We start from the raw sequence: 19793 nt of genomic DNA, 5'->3' as shown, positions 1-19793 counted from the left end.
AGGTAAGGCTACGCAGGTTCACGCCTTGCCGAGCAACTGGCGGACGCGCGCTTCGGTTTCGTCGTAGTTTCCCTCGCCGTAGTGGCTGTAGACAATCTTGCCGTTCCGATCGATGAGATACAGCGCAGGCCAGAAGCGGTTGCCATAGGCGTTCCAGGTGGCGTACGCGTTGTCCACCGCCACCGGGTACGTGATGCCTTGTGCCCGGATGGCCGCGGCGACGCGACCCAGATCGTGCTCTTCGTCGTACTCCGGCGTGTGGACGCCGACGACGACAAGCCCATCCTTCGCGTAGCGACGGTAGAGCGCCTCGGTGTGCGGAACGACATGCACGCAGTTGATGCACTCATGGGTCCAGAACTCGACGAGGGTGACCTTGCCATGCAGATCCTTCAGCGTCAGCGGGGTTGAATTGAACCAGCGGTCGATGCCGGCGAACTCCGGCGCAGGCACGGCGGTGGAGGCGCCGGACACGGCGTCGCCGGCGCGGTCACGGGCCCAACCAGCCGGCCACGAGGCAAGGAGGGCGAGGCACAGGGAGGAGAAAACCAGGAGAAGGCGGGGCGAGGTCATGGCAAGTCACCGTTGACTGAGGATGACTCATTGAAGTCCCGCCACGTATCCCGCGCATGTCGTGCAAGGGCCGTTTTGTAACCGAACGTAGCGCGGCCACCGGGGGCCTGGCCCATGCCGTCCGGCGCCCCGTGTATCCGAATGTATCCGGCGGCCGGCGCTATACATTACGACGCGTTTCGGCGGGGGGGACGACACACCTGGGATACGCCGCGGGTGTCTCATGTTCCTCACTTTCAACGAACGGGAACCACCATGTCGCGCATCCAGAATGTCCTCTACACCGGCAAGACCCGCACCACCGGCGGCCGCGACGGCGAGTCGCGCAGCGCCGACGGCCGCCTGGCCATCAAGCTGTCCCCTCCGGGTACGGCCGGCGAGGGTACCAACCCCGAGCAACTGCTCGCCGCCGGCTGGTCCGCCTGCTTCATCGGTGCCATGGGACTCGCCGCCCGTGCGCGACACGTCGCCCTGCCGAGGGATACCGAGGTGAACGCCGAAGTGGATCTCGGCACCTCCGGCGACGAGTACTTCCTGCAGGCACGCCTCAACGTCAGCCTGCCCGGTCTCGACCGCGACGTGGCCCAGTCCCTGGTCGACGCCGCCCATCGCACCTGCCCGTACTCGAAGGCCCTGCACGGCAATATCGACATCGTCACCACGCTCGTCTGAGTCCGGCCCTGGCGGAATAGCCGTTTTGGATATGGGAGCGACCGCGCGACAGGCGTAGATTATTGCGAGCCACGAACCACGTGGCTCCCGGTAACGAACGGAGATGCGCATGTTTCGTCGGTCGTGGTTCGTGTGTGTAGCGGTGCTCATCGTCGCAACGGCGCAAGGCCGGGAAATGCACGACCACGGCATACCCGAGAAACTGGGGAAGGTCACCTTCCCCATTTCCTGCGACCCGAAGGTGCAACAGCCCTTCGACCGTGCGGTCGCCCTGCTGCATTCCTTCGCCTACGGGGCGGCCACGCAGGCCTTCCAGGAGATCGCCGCCACCGACCCGAAATGCGCCATGGCGCATTGGGGCGTGGCGATGACGTACTTCCATCCGGTCTGGGCTCCGGCCCTTCCGCCCGATACCTTCGCGGCCGGACAGAAGGAAATGCTCGAGGCGGCACGACTGGGTGCGGCGACACCACGCGAGCAACAGTTCATTCGTGCGCTCGGCGAGCTCTACAAGGTCGATCCGGGCCTCGAGCCCGCGCAACGCACGCTCGCCTACGAAACGGCGATGGGCGAGGTTGCCCGAGCCAACGCCAAGGATGTCGAAGCGCAGGTGTTCTACGCCGTGGCGCTGCTGTCCAATGCCGCACCGTCCGACAAGACCCATGCGAAGCAGAAGCAGGCCATCGCTATCCTCGAGCCGCTGTTCCGCATCAACCCCGATCATCCCGGCATCGCGCACTACCTCATCCACGCCTGCGACAGCGCGGAGCTGGCACAGCAGGGCCTTCCCGCGGCCAGGAAGTACGCCGGCATCGCACCGTCGGCGCCGCATGCCTTGCACATGCCGTCGCACATCTTCACCCGGCTCGGTCTGTGGGACGATTCCATCCAGTCCAACCTCGCCTCGGCGAAGTCCGCGCGCGAGCATGGGGACACCATGGGACGGCTTCACGCGATGGACTATCTGGTTTACGCGTACCTGCAAACCGGCCGCGCGAAAGAAGCCACGGGCGTCGTCGACGAACTGCACGCCATGCCGCCTCTGGACATGAAGGACTTCGGCGTCGCCTACGCCGCCACCGCCATGCCGATCCGCGTCGCGGTCGAGCAGGAACACTGGGCGGATGCCAGCGCGATCACGGACCCCCAGGGCGCGCCGCCCTCCGTGGTCGCTATCGCCGTATGGGCGAGGGGGCTGGGCCTGGCCCGTACGGGGCACCCCGCGGAAGCACGGAAGGAAGCGATGCGGCTGGGCCAGATCGCGAAACGATTGAGCGACACCGGCGATACCTATTGGTCGGTGCAGACCAGTGTGCTCGCGGACGAAGTCATGGCGTGGTCCGCCCAGGCCAGCGGCGAGGCCGCGAGCGCGGAGACCTTGCTGACCGCCGCCGCGGACAAGGAGGACGCGCTGGAAAAGCGGCCGGTGACGCCCGGCCCGATCCTGCCCGCACGCGAACAGCTCGGCGACCTGCTGCTGGCGCAGAACCGGCCCGATCCGGCCCTGGCCGCCTTCAAGGCCACCCTGACCGGATCGCCCGGTCGGGCGGGGGCGCTGGCAGGCGAAGCGCGGGCGTCGAAAGCCGGAAACTGACGGCACGATGCGCCTTATGGGGGAGCCTCGGCATGATCGCCATGCCAGAATGACTCCAACGCATCCCTACCGACTATCCCCATGACCTCGCCCCGCTCCGTCGTCTTCGCCGCCCTGGCGATCTGCGCGACCTTTGCCCTGACCACGGCCGTTGGCGCATCCCAGGCGGTGGTAACAAGTACCGCCGGCTCGGCCGACAGCAGCACCTCGACCTCTCGTGCATCGGCTCCGATCGCGCTGGTCCCCGCCGACCAGGAAGCCACCGCCGGCAAAGTGGCCAGCTTGTTCCTGACCCGGTTCCACTACCGGCCACGACCGCTGGATGCGAACTTTTCGGCCGTCGTCTTCGACAAGCTGATCGAAACACTCGACCCGGACCGCAGCTACTTCACGGCGGCGGACATCGCGCATTTCGCGCCGCTTCGCCCCACGCTCGGCACCGCCATCGACCAGGGCGACCTGACGCCGGCGTTCGAACCGGTGAATCTCTATCTCAACCGGGTGGTGGAGGAAACGCGCTATGCACAGTCGCTGCTCAAGGACGGCTTCGATCTCGGCGTCCACGAATCCATCGCCACCGAGCGCAAGGACGTGCCGTGGCCGGCGTCCACCGACGAACTCCATGAACTCTGGCGCCAGCGCGCCAAGGAAGACTGGCTGCGACTGAAGCTCGCCGGCCAGGGTGACGACGCCATCCGCAAGACACTTGCCCATCGATACGCCAACCTCGCGTCGCGCATCCAGAAAACCAGCGCCGACGACGCCTTCCAGCTCTTCATGACCGCCTATGCCGAGTCGACCGACCCACATACCGACTACTTCGCCCCCAAGGCCGCGACGGCGTTCAATACGGAAATGTCGCTGTCGCTCGAAGGCATCGGCGCATACCTGCGCGAGCACGACGAGTACACGCAGGTCACGGAACTGATACCGGGAAGTCCCGCCGCAAAGTCCGGCAAGATTCACGTCGGCGATCGCATCACCGGCGTCGGCCAGGGCGCCGCCGGTCCGCTGACCGACGTGATCGGCTGGCGCTCGGACGACGTCATCGCGTTGATCAAGGGCAAGAGCGGCACGAGCGTACGTGTCGAACTGCTCCCGGATGAAAGCAAGGGCGATGTCGCCCCGCACGTCGTCACTCTCACCCGCCGCCACATCAGCATCGAGGACGAAGCCGCGAAACAGACCGTCCTCCAGGTCGGCGAGCCAGGCCATGCGCACAAGCTCGGCATCATCACCGTGCCCTCGTTCTACGAAGACTTCGATGCCCGCCGTGCCGGCAATGCGAACTATCGCAGTGTGACGCGCGACGTCTCGCGCATGCTGGGCGAACTCAAGAAGCAGAAGGTGGACGGCGTCGTCATCGACCTTCGCGACAACGGCGGCGGCTCGCTGACCGAGGCGGCGGACATGGTCGGCCTGTTCACCGGCGCTGGCCCGGTGGTCCAGGTGCGCAGCGCGGACGGCAAGGTCGACGTGCAGGGCGCCGCCGAGGCCGCGCCGACCTGGTCCGGTGCCCTTGGCGTGCTGGTGAACCATGGTTCGGCATCGGCCTCCGAGATCTTCGCCGCGGCGATCCAGGATCGCGGCCGTGGCGTCATCCTCGGTCAACGCACCTTCGGCAAGGGCACCGTGCAGAATCTTCTCGACCTGGACGACGCCGTGCAGGAAGAGCACGAGGGCAAGCTCGGCGAACTCAAGATGACGATCGCGCAGTTCTATCGCATCAACGGTGCGAGCACGCAGTTGCTCGGCGTGACGCCGGACATCGTCTTCCCAGCGACGGAGAGCGAAAAGGACTTCGGCGAATCCACGTATACGAACGCCTTGCCGGCATCAGCCATTCCTGCCGTGCCGCATGCGACCGATCCGACGACGGGATCGCTCATTGCCGACCTCGAGCATGCGCATGCGTCGCGCGTGCAACACGCGGCCCGCTGGCAGCTCACGATCGACGAACTGGATGCCTTTCAGGCGATCGCCGCACGAACCCGCGTTTCCTTGAACCTCGACGAACGGAAGGCGACAAGGGAAGCCGATCTGAAGGCGTCCGCGGACTTCCGCGCCCGCCGTAAGGCCCTGAACATCGCCGACGGCCTGCCTGTCGACGATGACGCATCCGTCCAGGGCGACGACGGCCTGGATCCGGAAGAACGCAGCGTGGCGCTGGACAAGCGCCCCGGGCCAGCCAAGCCGTCAAGCGACGCCTATGTGCAGGAAGCCGCGCAGATCGTCGCCGACGAAGCGGCGATGGCGATGACGGCGAAAGGCGCCTAAACCGCCGGGGACCGCGATCCGTCGTAGAAGGCGGGCAAGTCGGCGGTCCCGTGCGTCTGGGCGCGAAGGCCTTGATACGGCCTTGATGCCTCCCGGGCCAATCCCCCCGCCGTCTTTAATCGGACCGTCCTACGCTGCTTGCCTCCCTTATCGAGAGGCCCTTCGCCATGCGTCCGATCCCTGCCCTGGCCGCGCCGCCATGATCGTCTTCGGCTGCCTGTTGCTGCTCGCGCTGTTCGCCTACCTGCTCTACGCACTGATCAGGCCCGAGCGGTTCTGAGACCACCCATCGAGGTTCTTCCATGTACGACATCGTCTTCGTGGCGGTGGCGGCGCTGTTCTTCGCCACCACCACCTGCATCGTCATCGCCCTGGACCGGATCTGAGCGAACATGTCCATTGATATCGCCCAATTCGCCTTGCTCCTGACCCTGATGGCCGGCCTGGTCGTCGTGGCCGGACGCTGGCTCACCCGCGTTCTCGTCGCGAAGGACCACTGGCCGGTCGAACGCCTCGGCTACCGACTGTTGGGCATCGATCCCGCCGCGCCGATGGACTGGAAGCATTACGGCATCGCACTGGTCCTGAGCAACGCCGCCATGATGCTGCTCGGCTACGCGATCCTGCGCATCCAGGCGTGGCTGCCGTTCGACGCTCTCCAGCGACCGGCGCAGACGCCCGATCTCGCCTTCAACACCGCGGCATCCTTCGTCACCAATACCAACTGGCAGTCCTATTCGGGCGAGTCGAGCCTGTCGAACTTCTCGCAGATGGCCGTCGTCACCTACCTGATGACGGTGAGCGCCGCGTCGGGCATCGCCGGCTGTGCCGCCTTCATCCGCGGCCTCGCACAGCGCGAAGCTCGCGATGTGGGCAACTACTGGGCCGACGTCAGCCGCATCGTCTGGCGCCTGTTGCTTCCGGCATGCCTGGTGCTTTCGCTGGTGTACGTGTGGCAGGGCATGCCGCAGACGCTGGCAAGCAGCGCGGATGCCAGCACCCTGGAGGGGGCGACGCAGCACATCGTGGTCGGTCCCGTGGCGAGCCTGGAGGCAATCAAGCACGTCGGCACGAACGGCGGCGGCTTCTACGGCGTGAACGCGGCGCACCCGTTCGAGAACCCCACGCCGCTGACCAACCTGCTGCACATGCTGGCCATGTTCCTGGTGCCTTCGGCTTTGACCTATGCGTTCGGCCGGATGCTTTCCCGGCACCGCCAGGGCTGGGCATTCCTCGCCGCCTTCATCGTCATGTTCGTCGGATTCCTCTGCGTGGAATACCCTGCCGAGCGCCACGGCAATCCGATGTTCACCAGCCTGTCGGTCGATCAGACCGCCGGTGCCCTGCAGCCGGGCGGCAACATGGAGGGCAAGGAGATGCGCTTCGGCATCGCGCAGACCAGCGCCTTCGTCGCCGTGACCACCGCGGCCACGACCGGCTCGGTGAATGCGATGCACGACTCGCTCACCCCGCTCGGCGGCATGGTGCCGCTGTTCCTGATGATGCTCAACGACGTATTCGGCGGCGTCGGCGTGGGGTTCATCAACCTGGTCTCGTTCGCGATCCTCACCGTGTTCCTCGTCGGCATGATGATCGGCCGCACCCCGGAGTTCCTCGGCAAGAAGATCGAGGCGCGCGAGATCAAGCTGGTGATGCTGGCGGTGCTCGCGCATCCATTCTGCATCCTCGGCTTCACCGCCCTGGCCGCGGTCTGGCCAGGTGCTTCGGCGAGCTTCGCCAACGCCGGCCCGCATGGTTTCAGTGAGCTGATCTACGCGTATACCTCGGGCACGGCGAACAACGGTTCGGCATTCGCCGGCCTGAATGCCAATACGCCCTTCTACAACACGACGATCGGCCTGGCGATGCTCATGGGCCGGTATTTCACGCTCCTGCCGATGTTGGCGGTCGCCGGCTCGCTGGCGATGAAACGCAGCGTGCCGGAAAGCCTGGGCACGCTGCCGACGGCGACGCCGTTGTTCACCGGCCTGCTGATCTTCGTCATCGTCGTCGTGGGCGGCCTTACCTTCCTGCCCGCGCTCGCCCTCGGCCCCATCGTGGAACAACTCGCCATGACGGCCAGCCAGTTCTTCTGAGGCAATGACCATGTCCTTCTCCCTTGTTCGTCCTGTTCTCGTCTCGGCGGTGCTTTTCATGGCGATCACCGGCCTGGCCTATCCGCTGGCCGCGACCGGTCTCGCCACCGCCCTGTTCCCTCGCCAATCGGCCGGCAGCCTGGTGCGCCACGGCGATACCGTGGTCGGTTCCGCCGTGCTTGGCCAGGACTTCCACACGCCTGGTTACTTCCATCCCAGGCCAAGCGCGACGGGCGACCAGCCCTACAACGCGGCCGCCAGCGGCGCGAGCAATCTCGGGCCCACCAGCGCCAGGCTGCGCGACACGGTGCGCGAGCGTGCGGAGGCCTTCCGCAAGGAAAATCACCTCGCCCCGGATGCTCCCGTGCCCGTGGACGCCGTCACGTCGTCGGGCTCCGGCCTGGATCCCGACATCAGCCTCGCGAACGCGCATGCCCAGGCGGCGCGCGTGGCCGCCGAGCGGCACCTGTCGGCGAACGACATCGCCGCGCTGATCGACCGGCAAGCACTGGGCCGTCAGTGGGGCGTGCTCGGCGAGCCGCGCGTCAATGTCCTCACCTTGAACCTCGCGCTCGACGGCGCATCGATCCGGACCCTTCCATGAGCATGCCCCTACCCACCGTTCCCGAAAGCCTCGATGACCGCCCGGCGATCGCCTCGCCGGGGCCCTGGGCGATCGTCGTCGGCGCGTTCGCCAAGCTGGCGCCGGCGACGCAATGGAAAAATCCGGTGATGTTCGTCGTCTACCTGGGCAGCATCCTGACCACCGTGCTCGGGGTGCAGGCCCTGCGTGGTCATGCGGACGCCCCGGCCGGTTTCGTCTGGGCCATCGCGGGCTGGCTCTGGTTCACCGTGCTGTTCGCCAACGCCGCCGAAGCGCTGGCCGAAGGACGCGGCAAGGCGCAGGCGGAAGCCCTGCGCGCAGCGAAGAAGCGCGTGCACGCCAAGGTGCTTCGGGAGCCTCGACCGGACAGCCTCTGGCATATCGTCGGCAGTGACGAAATCACCGCGGGAACGTTCGTGCTCGTGCAAGCGGGCGAAGTGATCCCCGCCGACGGCGAGGTGGTCGAAGGGGTCGCCTCCGTCGACGAGTCGGCGATCACCGGCGAATCCGCTCCGGTGATCCGCGAATCCGGTGGCGACTTCTCCTCCGTGACCGGCGGCACGCGCGTGCTGTCGGACTGGATCGTCGTCCGTGTCACCGCAAACCCCGGCGAAGCCTTCCTCGATCGCATGATCGCCATGGTCGAAGGCGCACGGCGCGGCAAGACGCCTAACGAAGTCGCACTGACCATCCTGCTCGTCGCGCTCACCGCCATCTTCCTCATGGTCTGCGCCAGCCTGCTTCCCTTCTCGGCACTCAGCGTGGCGTTGAGCGGCCACGGTGCCGTGGTGAGCGTGACCGTGCTCGTCGCACTCCTGGTGTGCCTGATCCCCACCACCATCGGCGCACTGCTGTCGGCGATCGGCATCGCCGGCATGAGTCGCATGCTGAAGGCGAACGTCATCGCCACCTCCGGCCGCGCCATCGAGGCCGCCGGCGATGTCGATGTGTTGCTGCTGGACAAGACCGGCACCATCACGCTGGGGAATCGCCAGGCGCACGCCCTGCATGCGGCCGCCGGTGTCACCGCCGAGTCGCTCGCCGAAGCCGCGCGGTTCGCGTCACTGGCCGACGAAACCCCGGAAGGTCGCTCCATCGTGACGCTGGCGCGCGAGCGACTGGGCACGAAGGACCCCAGCTTGCCGACGGGTAGCGCAGCGGTTCCGTTCAGCGCGCGGACGCGGATGAGCGGTGTCGACGATGGCGAGCGGGTCCTTCGCAAGGGCGCGGCGTCGGCGCTGCGCGCACACGTGGAAAGCCTAGGCGGCGCGTTTCCCGTCGATGTCGAGCGTACGGTGGAAACGGTGTCCCGTCGCGGCGCCACGCCGCTGGTCGTTGCCGAGGGGCGCCACGTGCTCGGTGTGATCGAACTCAAGGACATCGTCAAGGACGGCATCAAGACGCAGTTCGCCGAACTGCGCCGCATGGGAATCGCAACGGTCATGATTACCGGCGACAACCGCCTGACCGCCGCCGCCATCGCCGCGGAAGCAGGCGTCGACGACTTCCTCGCCGAAGCCACGCCCGAGGACAAACTGGCGCTGATTCGCCGCTACCAGAGCGAAGGTCACCTGGTGGCGATGACCGGCGACGGCACGAACGACGCGCCGGCGCTGGCCCAGGCCGATGTGGCGGTGGCGATGAACAGCGGTACGCAGGCGGCCAAGGAAGCCGGAAACATGGTCGACCTCGACTCCAATCCGACCAAGCTGCTGCGCGTGGTGGAGGTCGGCAAGCAGATGATCATGACGCGAGGTGCGCTGACCACCTTCAGCGTCGCGAACGACCTGGCGAAATACTTCGCCATCGTACCGGCGGCGTTCGTGGCCACGTACCCGTCGTTGGACGCGCTCAACGTCATGCGCCTGCACTCGCCGGGCTCGGCCATCCTGTCGGCCGTGATCTTCAATGCCCTGATCATCGTCGCTTTGATCCCGTTGGCCCTGCGCGGCGTGCGTTATCGCCCTGCGCCGGCAAAGGACCTGCTGACCCGCAACCTGCTGGTCTACGGCGTGGGTGGCATCGTCGCGCCCTTTATCGGCATCAAGCTGATCGACCTGATCCTCACGCCGCTGATGTGACCCGGCGCGTGCTCACACCGATGGCCGCACCCGCGAGGGGGCGGCTATCATGGCAGGCAATGATCTCGCACAGCCTGAAGGTCGCTCCGCGCCCGTTCCGCTACCGCGTGCTGGCGTATGCGGTGGCTGCCTGCGCCACGACCACCGGCATCGCAGCGCTCCTCCTGCGCGTATTCGACCTGTCGAACGTGGTGATGGTTTTCCTGCTCACCGTCGTGCTGGTGGCCCTGCGCTGGGGCCGGGCGGCCGGCGCGTTGGCGGCCTTCGTCGCCGTCGGTAGCTTCGATTTCTTCTTCGTGCCGCCGGCGTGGTCGTTCCACGTGTCGGACACCCAATACGTCTTCACGTTTTTCCTGATGCTGGTGGTGGCCCTGGTCACCGGACAACTCGCCGCACGCTTGCGCGCCGAGGCGGTAACCGCCGCGGCCGGGGAGAAGCGGGCGAGCGCGCTGGCGGCCGTGGCGACCGACCTGTCGGTGGCCGTGCGCGACAAGGACATCGCGCAGGTCTGCGGCGCACGTATCGGCCCCCTATTCGATGGCCATGCCACGCTGTTGCTACCCGACGACGATGAACGCATGTCGACGGAGGGCCCAGGCGATGTCGCGGTCGCCCAGTGGGTGCTCGAACAAGGCCTCCCTGCCGGACGCGATACCGATACCCTGCCCGCGAACGATGCCACCTATCTTCCGCTGCCCACGGCCATGCGCACGCGCGGCGTGCTCATGCTAGAACGTGCGGCGGAGGCTCCCCTGGATGCAGGGCAGATCGCCTTGCTGCGTGCCTTCCAGTCGCTGGTCGCGCTGGCGATCGAACGGGTGCACTTCGTCGAGGTGGCCCACGAAACCCAGCTGCGCATGGAAGGAGAACGCCTGCGCAACACCCTGCTCGCCGCAGTCTCCCACGACCTGCGGACACCGTTGACGGCAATCCGTGGCATGGCGGGCATGCTCGGCGACAACGACGTGGCGCGCGCCATCGTGAACCAGGCCGACCGCATGCAACGCCAGGTGGCGAACCTCCTTGACGCCGCGCGCATGCAGGGCGAAGGCGTGCACCTGGACCTGCAATGGCATGCGCTGGAAGAAGTCGTCGGTTCCGCGTTGGCGGCCGTCGACCTCGGTGCGCGCCGCGTGGTGGTCGACATATCCCCCGACTTCCCCCTGGTTCAACTGGACGCCACCCTGTTCGAACGGGTACTGGCGAACCTGTTCGACAATGCCGCCAAGTACACGCCGGGCGAAGCGACACTACGTATCCGTGCGGATCGGAATGGCCCGCGTATTCACCTGACCATCGAGGACGACGGCCCCGGCTTTCCGCCGGGGATCAACGCGGACTCGCTCTTCGAGGCCTTTGCACGGGGCACACGCGAGTCGGCCGTGCCCGGCGTCGGCCTCGGGCTGGCGTTGTCACGGCGCATCGTCATCGCGCACGGCGGCAGCATCGCCGCATCGCGCGCCGCGCCACATGGCGCGCGTTTCGAGATCACCCTGGCTGCCGGCGATCCGCCGACGGTCGACCTGGAAGAAGCCGAATGAACAAACCGCGCATCCTGGTGGTCGAGGATGAATCGGATATCCGCCGATTCCTGCGCCTGGCCCTCGAACGCGAAGACATGACCGTGTTCGAAGCCGGCGACGCGCTGCGAGCCCGCATCGATGCCGCCAGCCGCCAACCCGACCTCATCGTGCTCGACCTCGGCCTGCCCGACGACGATGGCAAGGCCGTGATCCGCGACGTGCGCGGTTGGTCGTCGGCACCGATCATCGTGCTCTCCGCGCGTGACAGCGAAGCGGAGAAAGTCGCCGCACTGGAAGCCGGTGCCGACGACTATCTTTCCAAGCCTTTCGGTGTTCCCGAACTCGTCGCGCGCGTCCGCGCCCAGCTGCGTCGCGCCAGCCTGGCCGGCGACCGCGGCCAGGCCAGTGCACGCATGCGCTTCGGCGATATCGAAGTGAACCTCGCGACGCACGAAGTCACCCGCCAGGGCGAAGCCGTCCACCTCACCCCGATCGAGTTCCGGCTGCTGGCCGCCCTGCTGCGCGGACAAGGAAAAGTTCTGACCCACCGGCAGCTCCTGCACGAGGTCTGGGGGCCGGGCTATGCCACACGTCCCCACTACGTGCGCGTCTACATGGCGAATCTGCGCCAGAAACTCGAGGACGAACCGGCGCGACCACGCCATCTGGTCACGGAACTCCAGGTGGGCTATCGACTTGCCGGCCTGGCCTGATGCGCCTTGATGTCATCTTGATGCCGCCACGATCAATACAGCGCCGCCCTTAGAAAGGGCTGCCTAGCATGGGTGGTCATACCTGATCCCAAGGCCTGACCATGACGCTCCGTTCCCTGCTGCTACCCGTTGCCTTTCTGGCTGCACTGCCCGCCTTCGCCGCCCACGCCGACGATACGTCGCCCATCTGCACGGACCGCCCGACCAAGGCGAATGCCCCGTGCACCGTGCCCCAGGGCTCGTGGCAGCTCGAGACAGATGCGGGCAACGCGACACACGACGCTCGTCCGGGGAGCCGTACCGACACGCTTTACGTCGTGAATCCGTATCTCAAGTACGGCATCGGAGCCCACACCGACATCGAAGTAAACTGGGCGCCCGCCGTACGCGTGCGCACGAGGATCGATGGCGATCGCCATACCACGCATGGCTCGGGCGATCTCTATGTCCGCGTGAAAACGGCCCTCTACAGTGGCGATGTCTTCAGCGCCTCGATCATCCCGTTCGTGAAGGCACCCACGGCCTCGCACGGTATCGGCAACGACCACTGGGAAGGTGGCCTCGCGGCACCGATGAGCATGGCGGCGGGTGCTGGATTCACGGTGACGATCGGCCCGGAACTCGATGCCCTCGCCGACGCCGACGGACATGGCCGCCATCTTGCCATGACCCATCTGGTGAACGTCGCGCATCCGCTCTCCAGCACCGTGTCGGTAGCGGTGGAGTATTGGCGCCAGGACAACCGCGATCCCTCCGGCCACGTCAAGCAGGAGTCCGCCGATATCGCCTTTACCTGGCTGCCACGCACGAACCTGCAACTGGATGTGGGCGCGAACATCGGCGTGAACGACGCGACGCCCGACCGCCAGATCTACGCGGGACTCTCGTACCGCTGGTGAGATGAGCGGAGCGCTATCGTCAGGCGAATCGATCGACGCATGCATTCGTGACAGCAATCTTCTGCAATTCCCGCTCAGGCCCTCGCTGCATAGTGGCCGGTACTAACCACCCTCCAGGGGAATGCCATGAGTGAGATCGAAGTTACCACGTCGCACGACGCCCCTCGCCGAAAGTTCGTCGCCTCGGCGAGCCTGACCGCCGGCGCCCTCGTCGCTGGCGCCGCATCCGTCGTGCAAAGCGCCGGTGCAGCCGCTGCACCGGCGCCTGCGAAGCCAGGTGCCGGACCGCATCGAGCCGAGTCGTCGACCGTTATCACCAAGGACGGCGTCGAAATCTTCTTCAAGGACTGGGGTCCGAAGGATGCGCAGCCCATCATGTTCCACCACGGCTGGCCGCTGTCGGCGGACGACTGGGACGCGCAGCTGCTCTTCTTCGTGCAGCACGGCTATCGTGTCGTCGCTCATGATCGCCGCGGTCACGGCCGCTCGCAGCAGGTGAGCGACGGCCACGACATGGACCACTACGCTGCGGATGCGTGGGCCGTGGTGGAGCACTTGAACCTAAAGAATGCCGTGCACATCGGTCATTCCACGGGTGGCGGCGAAGTCGCGCGCTACGTGGCCAATTACGGCCAACCGAACGGTCGCGTTGCCAAGGCCGTACTGGTAAGCGCGGTGCCACCGCTGATGCTGAAGACAGCGGGCAATCCGGGCGGCACGCCTATCGAGGTGTTCGACGGCTTCCGCAAGGCCCTGGCGGAGAATCGCGCGCAGTTTTACCTGGACGTGGCCTCCGGCCCCTTCTATGGCTTCAACCGTGCCGGGGCCAAGGTATCGCAGGGGATCGTCCAGAACTGGTGGCGTCAGGGCATGATCGGTGGCGCCAAGGCGCACTACGATGGCATCAAGGCCTTCTCTGAAACCGACCAGACGGATGACCTCAAGAAGTTCGCCGTGCCGACGCTCGTACTGCATGGTGACGACGACCAGGTTGTCCCTTACAAGGACGCCGGCGTGCTCTCGGCGAAACTCATCAAGGGCGCGAAGCTCAAGATCTATCCGGGTTATCCCCACGGCATGCTGACTGTGCACGCCGATGAGCTCAACAACGATATCCTCGAGTTCATCAAGAGCTGAACGAAGATTCGTAGCCGGGCCGGGGCGCCATGCCCCGGCCATGGCACGCCGTTCGGCACTGCCACGGCGACAACGGGAGGTGCCTTCGGAGAGGCTGGCCCTGGAAGATGGTGCGCCCGGAGGGATTCGAACCCCCGACCAATGGCTTCGGAAGCCACTACTCTATCCGGCTGAGCTACGAGCGCATCTTGCAGAGGCGGCATTGTAGCCGAATGGCTCGGGGCGGCCTAGCCTGAGCCGTCAGGCCCTGGCCAATGCGGGCTCGGCGCCCGCCGCGGCGGCGCGCAGGCTTTCCCTATAGCGACGGCTGCATGGCAGCACCGTACCGTCGGCCATATGCAGCCGGGCGTCGCCGGCGTCCAGCGGTTCGATCGAGGTGACCTGGGCCAGATGGACCAGATAGCTTCGGTGGGCCCTGACGAACACCGCCGGATCCAGCCGGGTCTCCAGCGCGGCCAGGGTGCTGCGTAGCGGGTAGTCCCGGCCACGCACGCGCAGGTTCACGTAATTGCCGGCGGACTGCACCCACTCGATATCGGCCGTGGCCACGAGGAAATCGCGACCGAGCTTGCGCACCAGGAAGCGCTCCGGCCGGTCCACCGCCTCGACCGGCTGGCCCTCGTCGGGCACATCGAGCAGGCTGGCTTCGCCCTGGATGTGACGCCCGAACCACTCGACCATGTGACCCACGGCGACGATCAGGAAGAAGGTGCGGATGTCCTTCAGGTATTCGTAGACCGCCTGGTTGGCCCAGGGGCCCGGCTCGTACTTCGAACCGAACCCGGCGTAGACCAGCATCCGCAGCAGGTCCATGCCGACCACGTGACAGGCGCAGTAGGCCACGCTGCCCAGGAGGTACAGCGGCAGCCGGCGACGCCAGGTATCCGCGTGCAGCGGCCAGCGGTCGCAGGCCTTCAGGAGGAAGGGCAACATCAGCAGGCCGAGGACGATGCTACTGAACTCGTTGGTCGCGATCTGCCAGGTTGGCGACGGGATGTCGTAACGCATGGCGTCCATCCGGGTGGTCATGGTGTTGCCGACGGCCGCGGTGACGAAGACCAGTACCCAGAAGGCGATCATGAGCGAGCGGCGACGGCGGTGGGCGCGGTCGAGTTCGCTGCCGGGCGGTGGGGGGGACGTGGCTTCCATGCCGGGAATCATAGCGTCGTCGTGGCGGGTGCTCGCCGAAAACCATCCCACCCGCCCCACCGTTCGTCCCTGAAAGCCGCCTGTTCGGCCCCTCGTGCTGGCGGCGGGCCCGGTCCGACACCGAATCTGGTGCAGCCTTCACGACAGGACGCACGGCCATGAGCACCGCCCGCCGCCACGATATCGATGCCTTGCGCATCTTCGCTTTCGCCCTCCTCATCCTCTATCACACGGCCATGGGCTACGTGTCCGACTGGGATTTCCACATCAAGAGCGCCTACACGGCCGAGTGGCTGCAATGGCCGATGCTCTTCGTCAACCGCTGGCGGATGTCCCTGCTGTTCCTGATCTCGGGTGCCGCGATCGCCCTGGCCGCGCCCGAGGGCCGGCTATGGCGTTTCGCCCGCGAGCGCACCTGGCGACTGATCCTGCCGCTGATCTTCGGCATGTTCGTCGTGGTGCCGATCCAGCCCTACTGCGAGGGCGTGGCCAGCGGTCACCTCACGCCCGGCTTCTGGAACTTCCTGATCAGCTACTGGCATGTGCATCCGTGGCCGAAGGACAGCTTCACCGGCTGGCAGTACGGCATCACCTGGAACCATCTCTGGTACCTGCCCTACCTGTGGACCTATACGCTGTGCCTGGTGGCCCTGATGCCGCTCCTGGGCAAGGGCCCGGTTCGCGCTGGGGTCGCCGCGTTCTGTCGCGCGCCGGGCTGGGTCGTCGTGGCTGCGCCGGTCGCGCTGCTGTGGTTCTACGTCCTGACCCTCGATCCCTTCTTCCCGTCGACGAACGCCTATGTCGGCGACTGGTACCAGCATGCCAAGTACGCGACCATCTTCCTCGGCGGTTACCTGCTGGCCCGCGAGGCCGGGTTCTGGACTCGCGTGGTGGCCCTGCGCAAGACGACGCTCGTCACCGCGCTGGTGGCGATAGCGGTGTACATGGGCCTGCGCCTTGCCGGGCAACTGGTCGGCGGCGACTCGTGGGTGCACCGCGTACCGGACGCGTTCTGGAACGTGCTGGTGGAGATCTCGCACTGCCTGTATCTGTGGACGGCCCTGCTGACCATCCTCGGCTGGGGCAAGGTCTTCCTCGACCGCCCGTTCCGCTGGCTGCCGTATTGCACCGAGGCGGTGTATCCCTGGTACATGCTGCACCAGAGCCTGATCATCCTGCTGCTGTTCTGGCTGAAGCCGATGGCGCTGGGGCCGTGGCTGGAGCCGGCGCTGGTGCTCGGCGGCACGATTGCCGGGTGCTATGTGCTGCACGAATTCGTGATCCGCCGCATCGGCTTCATCCGCCCGCTGTTCGGCCTGAAGCCCATCAAGCGCATGACCAGCGCTCGCGTAGCACCCGATTCGTCGACGATGGGCGCTCGCGACGGCATTTGATGGTGTCGCCCGCACAAGCGCGCGCCCCGCATTCGCTGAGTTACCCTGCGATCTGGACAACGAACTGGATATCGACACGTGACTCAAGGAACGATAGTCGTCACCGGCGGATCGCGCGGCATCGGCCGCGCCATCTGCATCAGGCTGGCGGAACGGGGACACCCGATCGCGGTGTGTTATGCGAAGGATGCCGAAGCGGCGCAACGCACGGTCGAAGCGATCGCGGCGAAAGGAGGCCGCGCCGCGGCATTCCAGGTCGACGTCGGCGACGCGGCGCAAGTGCGCGCCATGTTCCGCGCCGCGGAAGCGAGCTTGGGTTCCTTGCGTGGACTGGTCGCCAATGCAGGCGTACTCGGCGATGTCCGGCGCGTCGACGAACAAACGCACGAAGGCCTGCAGCGACTATTCGCGACGAACGTGCTCGGGCCGATGCTATGCGCCGGCGAAGCGGTGCGGCGCATGTCGAAGCGACACGGTGGCGACGGCGGCGCCATCGTCTTTATCTCGTCCGTCGCGGCACGCCTGGGCGGACTGGGTGGACTGGTGCCTTATGCGGCGACCAAGGGCGCGATCGAGACATTGACCCGTGGCCTGGCCTCCGAAGTGGCTCAGGAAGGCATCCGCGTCAATGCGGTCGCGCCGGGCATCGTCGAAACGGACATGATTACCGACACGGTACGCGCTGCGGTGCCTGGCCTGGTGCCGATGCAGCGTTTGGGCGAGCCCAGCGAGATCGCCGATGCCGTCGCCTGGCTCCTGTCCGCGGAGTCGTCGTTCGTGACGGGCACGACGGTGACGGTTTCCGGCGGACGCTGACGAATAAGCATTGCGCCACACCAACGAAAAGAGGGCCCCTTGTGAGCTGCCCCCGGACGTTGGACATCCGTCCAATCTCCGGGGGCAGTTCATTGCGGGGCCCTTTGCGTGCCTTATTTTGTCTTGTAAAGCTCGCCCAGCCAATCGGGCTTGCTCTTGTCGCGCTCCAGATGCGGATACATCAGGCCGTCGTGGTAATCGACGCTGATCGTCTTGTAGGTGTCGAAGTTCTTCACCAGCAACTGGATCGGTGCCTTGTTCGTCTTCGCGTCGGTGACGGCGTCCTTCAGCACGTCGCCGGAGAACTCCTTGTTGTTCACCGCGATGATGTGCATGCCCGGCGAAAGACCCGCCTGGAAGGCGGGGCCGTCCCAGCGCACATCGGAGATATCGCCCTTGGACGATACGGCGAAGCCGGCCGAATAGGTCAGGTCCGTCATCATGCGACGGGTTTCGAAGCCCTTGATCGCCTCGGAAGGCTTGTCGTTGTAGACCAGCTTCCAGCCACTGCGCGCGATACCTTCGATGTCGCCCTTGTGGCCGTCCACGCGCTCACGCAGGTAGGTCGACCAGTCGTACGGCGCGATACCGTTGAGGGTCGAGACCACTTCTTCGAAGGTGTACGGATTGACCTTCCAGTCGCCATCCTTCATGCCGAAGAACGCCTTGGCGAAATCGTCGAGGTTGCGCTTGTTCTTGGTCAGCTCACGCAGCCGGGTGTCGACGTCGAGCCAGATCATCTGGCCACCCTGGTAATAGTCTTCGCTCATCTGGTAGTTGCGATACGAGAGCGGGCGACGCTGGGCGATGGTCGGATCGTTCGTGGTGTCTTCGATGTTGCGCCACGACAGGCCCGGACGGCCCTTGTCATAGGTCGCGGCGACGAAGGCGAGAAGGTCGCGTGCCTGGTCCTGCGAGACGAGGCCGGAACGCGCGGCAACCACGTTACCCCAGAACTGGGTCTGGCCTTCGTAGACCCACAGCAGGCTGTTACCCATCGGCACGTTGAAGCTCGGCGTGGCCAGGTCGGCGCCACGACGGTACTTGCCGTCCCAGGAATGGTTGTATTCGTGGGCGAGCAGGTCGCGGCCCAGCCAGTTCTTTTCCCACTCGGTGAAGTAGCCCGGGGCGGCGCTGTTTTCCGAGGAGCGATGATGTTCCAGGCCGATGCCGCCGAGCTTGTCGGTCAGCGCGAGCAGGAAGTCGTAATGGTTGTAGTGGCGCGCACCGTAGAGCTTGTCCATCTGCTGGACCAGCTTGCGATGGATCTCCAGCGCCTCCGGCTTGATCTCGAGCGACTTGGCGTTGTCGGCGACGATGTTCAGGTGAACCGGGGAACGACCGTTCGGATCGAGGTCGACGCGCTTGAAGTAGCGGCCGGCGAAGATCGGCGAGTCGACGAGATCGTCGTAATCGATCGTCTTGAAGCTGACCGTGTCGCCACTCTTGCCGGCTTCTTCCAGTGCGCTGCCGTACTGGAACCCTGCCGGAAGCTTCACGCTCGCGTCGACCTGGACGCGGTCGGCGCGATAGCCGGCCGGATACAGCGACACCTGGTTCCACTCGACATTGACGATGTCGGGCGTCATCACGATGCGACCCTGACGGGTGTCCTGCGGCGTCAGCGTCTGGAATTCCACGTCCACGGACGAGGCACCGGCGGGCACGTCGACGTGGAAGGCATAGACGTTGAACTCGTCACGCTTCCACTCGATGCGCTTGCCGCCGGCGGTCACGACCAGACCGGCGAACTGGTCGATCGGCCCGGTCGGCGAATGGTGGCCGGGAATCCACTGCGGGAACAGCAGGGTCAACGGACCCGGCTGCGCGGGAATGGTCTCGCGCACACGAAAGACGCGGTGGTCCGTATCGGTCGCATCGACGACGAGCTTGAGCGTGCCGTTGTAGGCAGTGTCCTGCGGCGCGGGGACATCGTCCGCGCGGACGGCCGTCGCGCCAACGCCGGCGAGTGCCGCCAGCAGCGCGGAGGCAAGAAGGGTGGATTTCACTGATTTCTCCCAGGGAACGTGGGTCGGCGCGAGCCCCTGCGGTTCGCGCAAGCGTCCGATCCTAAACGCCGGGGCCTGGGGTTCCCTATGCCAGAGGTAACGGACAGGGCGCACGGGCTTTCCCGTGAAGGAACTTTCGATCCCCGAGGGAAAGGAAGATCTTGGCGCGGGAAGTTAAAAGATCGTAATATCGCGCGGCCAGTCAAGGGGCCGCCCGGCGAAGGGGCCGGTGCGCACTATCAGGAACACAGGGAAT

At 66.0% G+C, this 19793-nt stretch carries 16 protein-coding genes and 1 tRNA gene; 13 read left to right on the top strand and 4 right to left on the bottom strand.

The window, feature by feature from the left end:
- Window positions 1-18: 18 nt before the first annotated feature.
- Complete coding sequence (locus tag VM621_RS17640; protein WP_325470270.1) at window positions 19-573, bottom strand: redoxin family protein; 555 nt, start codon at window positions 571-573, stop codon at window positions 19-21.
- Window positions 574-828: 255 nt separating this feature from the next.
- Here VM621_RS17640 and VM621_RS17635 point away from each other — a divergent pair, with 255 nt between their 5' ends.
- From VM621_RS17635 to VM621_RS17585, 11 genes are all read left to right on the top strand, one after another.
- Complete coding sequence (locus VM621_RS17635; protein WP_325470269.1) at window positions 829-1245, top strand: organic hydroperoxide resistance protein; 417 nt, start codon at window positions 829-831, stop codon at window positions 1243-1245.
- A 109-nt stretch (window positions 1246-1354) separates the two neighbouring features.
- Window positions 1355-2839 carry a hypothetical protein gene (locus VM621_RS17630; RefSeq protein ID WP_325470268.1) on the top strand — a complete coding sequence of 495 codons (1485 nt, stop codon included), beginning with the start codon at window positions 1355-1357 and terminating at the stop codon, window positions 2837-2839.
- Window positions 2840-2920: 81 nt separating this feature from the next.
- Window positions 2921-5116, top strand: coding sequence for a carboxy terminal-processing peptidase (locus VM621_RS17625; RefSeq protein WP_325470267.1), 2196 nt, complete (start codon window positions 2921-2923; stop codon window positions 5114-5116).
- 85 nt (window positions 5117-5201) lie between these two features.
- The gene (gene kdpF / locus VM621_RS19660) at window positions 5202-5396 is read left to right on the top strand and encodes a K(+)-transporting ATPase subunit F (RefSeq protein WP_414674569.1); all 195 of its coding nucleotides are present in this window, start codon (window positions 5202-5204) and stop codon (window positions 5394-5396) included.
- 112 nt (window positions 5397-5508) lie between these two features.
- Window positions 5509-7212, top strand: coding sequence for a potassium-transporting ATPase subunit KdpA (gene kdpA, locus VM621_RS17615; RefSeq protein WP_325470265.1), 1704 nt, complete (start codon window positions 5509-5511; stop codon window positions 7210-7212).
- Between the two features lie 10 nt (window positions 7213-7222).
- Window positions 7223-7816, top strand: a complete 594-nt coding sequence (gene kdpC / locus VM621_RS17610; RefSeq protein ID WP_325470264.1) for a potassium-transporting ATPase subunit KdpC — start codon at window positions 7223-7225, stop codon at window positions 7814-7816.
- Window positions 7813-9897: a potassium-transporting ATPase subunit KdpB gene (gene kdpB, locus VM621_RS17605; protein ID WP_325470263.1), complete on the top strand. Its 2085-nt coding sequence runs from the start codon at window positions 7813-7815 to the stop codon at window positions 9895-9897. Before kdpC ends, kdpB begins: the two co-directional genes overlap by 4 nt.
- A gap of 59 nt (window positions 9898-9956) precedes the next feature.
- Window positions 9957-11438, top strand: coding sequence for a DUF4118 domain-containing protein (locus tag VM621_RS17600; RefSeq protein WP_325470262.1), 1482 nt, complete (start codon window positions 9957-9959; stop codon window positions 11436-11438).
- Complete coding sequence (locus VM621_RS17595) at window positions 11435-12133, top strand: response regulator (RefSeq protein ID WP_325470261.1); 699 nt, start codon at window positions 11435-11437, stop codon at window positions 12131-12133. Before VM621_RS17600 ends, VM621_RS17595 begins: the two co-directional genes overlap by 4 nt.
- 101 nt (window positions 12134-12234) lie before the next feature.
- Window positions 12235-13032, top strand: a complete 798-nt coding sequence (locus tag VM621_RS17590) for a transporter (RefSeq protein WP_325470260.1) — start codon at window positions 12235-12237, stop codon at window positions 13030-13032.
- A gap of 126 nt (window positions 13033-13158) precedes the next feature.
- Complete coding sequence (locus VM621_RS17585) at window positions 13159-14169, top strand: alpha/beta hydrolase (protein ID WP_325470259.1); 1011 nt, start codon at window positions 13159-13161, stop codon at window positions 14167-14169.
- 108 nt (window positions 14170-14277) lie between these two features.
- Here VM621_RS17585 and VM621_RS17580 read toward each other — a convergent pair.
- Both VM621_RS17580 and VM621_RS17575 read right to left on the bottom strand, forming a co-directional pair.
- Window positions 14278-14354, bottom strand: a tRNA-Arg gene (locus tag VM621_RS17580).
- 55 nt (window positions 14355-14409) lie between these two features.
- Window positions 14410-15318, bottom strand: a complete 909-nt coding sequence (locus VM621_RS17575) for a LytTR family DNA-binding domain-containing protein (RefSeq protein ID WP_414674568.1) — start codon at window positions 15316-15318, stop codon at window positions 14410-14412.
- A gap of 158 nt (window positions 15319-15476) precedes the next feature.
- On the opposite strand from VM621_RS17575, the gene VM621_RS17570 reads away from it, so the two are divergent.
- Together VM621_RS17570 and VM621_RS17565 are read left to right on the top strand one after the other, a co-directional pair.
- The gene (locus VM621_RS17570) at window positions 15477-16712 is read left to right on the top strand and encodes an acyltransferase family protein (RefSeq protein WP_325470258.1); all 1236 of its coding nucleotides are present in this window, start codon (window positions 15477-15479) and stop codon (window positions 16710-16712) included.
- Between the two features lie 78 nt (window positions 16713-16790).
- The gene (locus VM621_RS17565) at window positions 16791-17528 is read left to right on the top strand and encodes an SDR family NAD(P)-dependent oxidoreductase (RefSeq protein WP_325470257.1); all 738 of its coding nucleotides are present in this window, start codon (window positions 16791-16793) and stop codon (window positions 17526-17528) included.
- A 113-nt stretch (window positions 17529-17641) separates the two neighbouring features.
- Here VM621_RS17565 and VM621_RS17560 read toward each other — a convergent pair whose 3' ends face one another.
- Window positions 17642-19537, bottom strand: a complete 1896-nt coding sequence (locus VM621_RS17560; protein WP_325470256.1) for a M61 family peptidase — start codon at window positions 19535-19537, stop codon at window positions 17642-17644.
- Window positions 19538-19793 lie beyond the last annotated feature (256 nt).

Source organism: Luteibacter sp., from assembly GCF_035539195.1.
Taxonomy (GTDB): Bacteria; Pseudomonadota; Gammaproteobacteria; order Xanthomonadales; family Rhodanobacteraceae; genus Luteibacter.
This window is presented reverse-complemented; position numbering and strand designations above follow the sequence as displayed.

What these genes read in the sequence shown, in the direction of transcription:
- VM621_RS17640 (WP_325470270.1), bottom strand. Translation starts at nt 573, where the DNA reads ATGACCTCGCCCCGCCTTCTCCTGGTTTTCTCCTCCCTGTGCCTCGCC.
- kdpF (WP_414674569.1), top strand. Translation starts at nt 5,202, where the DNA reads ATGCCTCCCGGGCCAATCCCCCCGCCGTCTTTAATCGGACCGTCCTAC.
- VM621_RS17635 (WP_325470269.1), top strand. Translation starts at nt 829, where the DNA reads ATGTCGCGCATCCAGAATGTCCTCTACACCGGCAAGACCCGCACCACC.
- kdpC (WP_325470264.1), top strand. Translation starts at nt 7,223, where the DNA reads ATGTCCTTCTCCCTTGTTCGTCCTGTTCTCGTCTCGGCGGTGCTTTTC.
- kdpA (WP_325470265.1), top strand. Translation starts at nt 5,509, where the DNA reads ATGTCCATTGATATCGCCCAATTCGCCTTGCTCCTGACCCTGATGGCC.
- VM621_RS17625 (WP_325470267.1), top strand. Translation starts at nt 2,921, where the DNA reads ATGACCTCGCCCCGCTCCGTCGTCTTCGCCGCCCTGGCGATCTGCGCG.
- VM621_RS17630 (WP_325470268.1), top strand. Translation starts at nt 1,355, where the DNA reads ATGTTTCGTCGGTCGTGGTTCGTGTGTGTAGCGGTGCTCATCGTCGCA.
- VM621_RS17600 (WP_325470262.1), top strand. Translation starts at nt 9,957, where the DNA reads ATGATCTCGCACAGCCTGAAGGTCGCTCCGCGCCCGTTCCGCTACCGC.
- VM621_RS17590 (WP_325470260.1), top strand. Translation starts at nt 12,235, where the DNA reads ATGACGCTCCGTTCCCTGCTGCTACCCGTTGCCTTTCTGGCTGCACTG.
- VM621_RS17575 (WP_414674568.1), bottom strand. Translation starts at nt 15,318, where the DNA reads ATGGAAGCCACGTCCCCCCCACCGCCCGGCAGCGAACTCGACCGCGCC.
- kdpB (WP_325470263.1), top strand. Translation starts at nt 7,813, where the DNA reads ATGAGCATGCCCCTACCCACCGTTCCCGAAAGCCTCGATGACCGCCCG.
- VM621_RS17570 (WP_325470258.1), top strand. Translation starts at nt 15,477, where the DNA reads ATGAGCACCGCCCGCCGCCACGATATCGATGCCTTGCGCATCTTCGCT.
- VM621_RS17595 (WP_325470261.1), top strand. Translation starts at nt 11,435, where the DNA reads ATGAACAAACCGCGCATCCTGGTGGTCGAGGATGAATCGGATATCCGC.
- VM621_RS17585 (WP_325470259.1), top strand. Translation starts at nt 13,159, where the DNA reads ATGAGTGAGATCGAAGTTACCACGTCGCACGACGCCCCTCGCCGAAAG.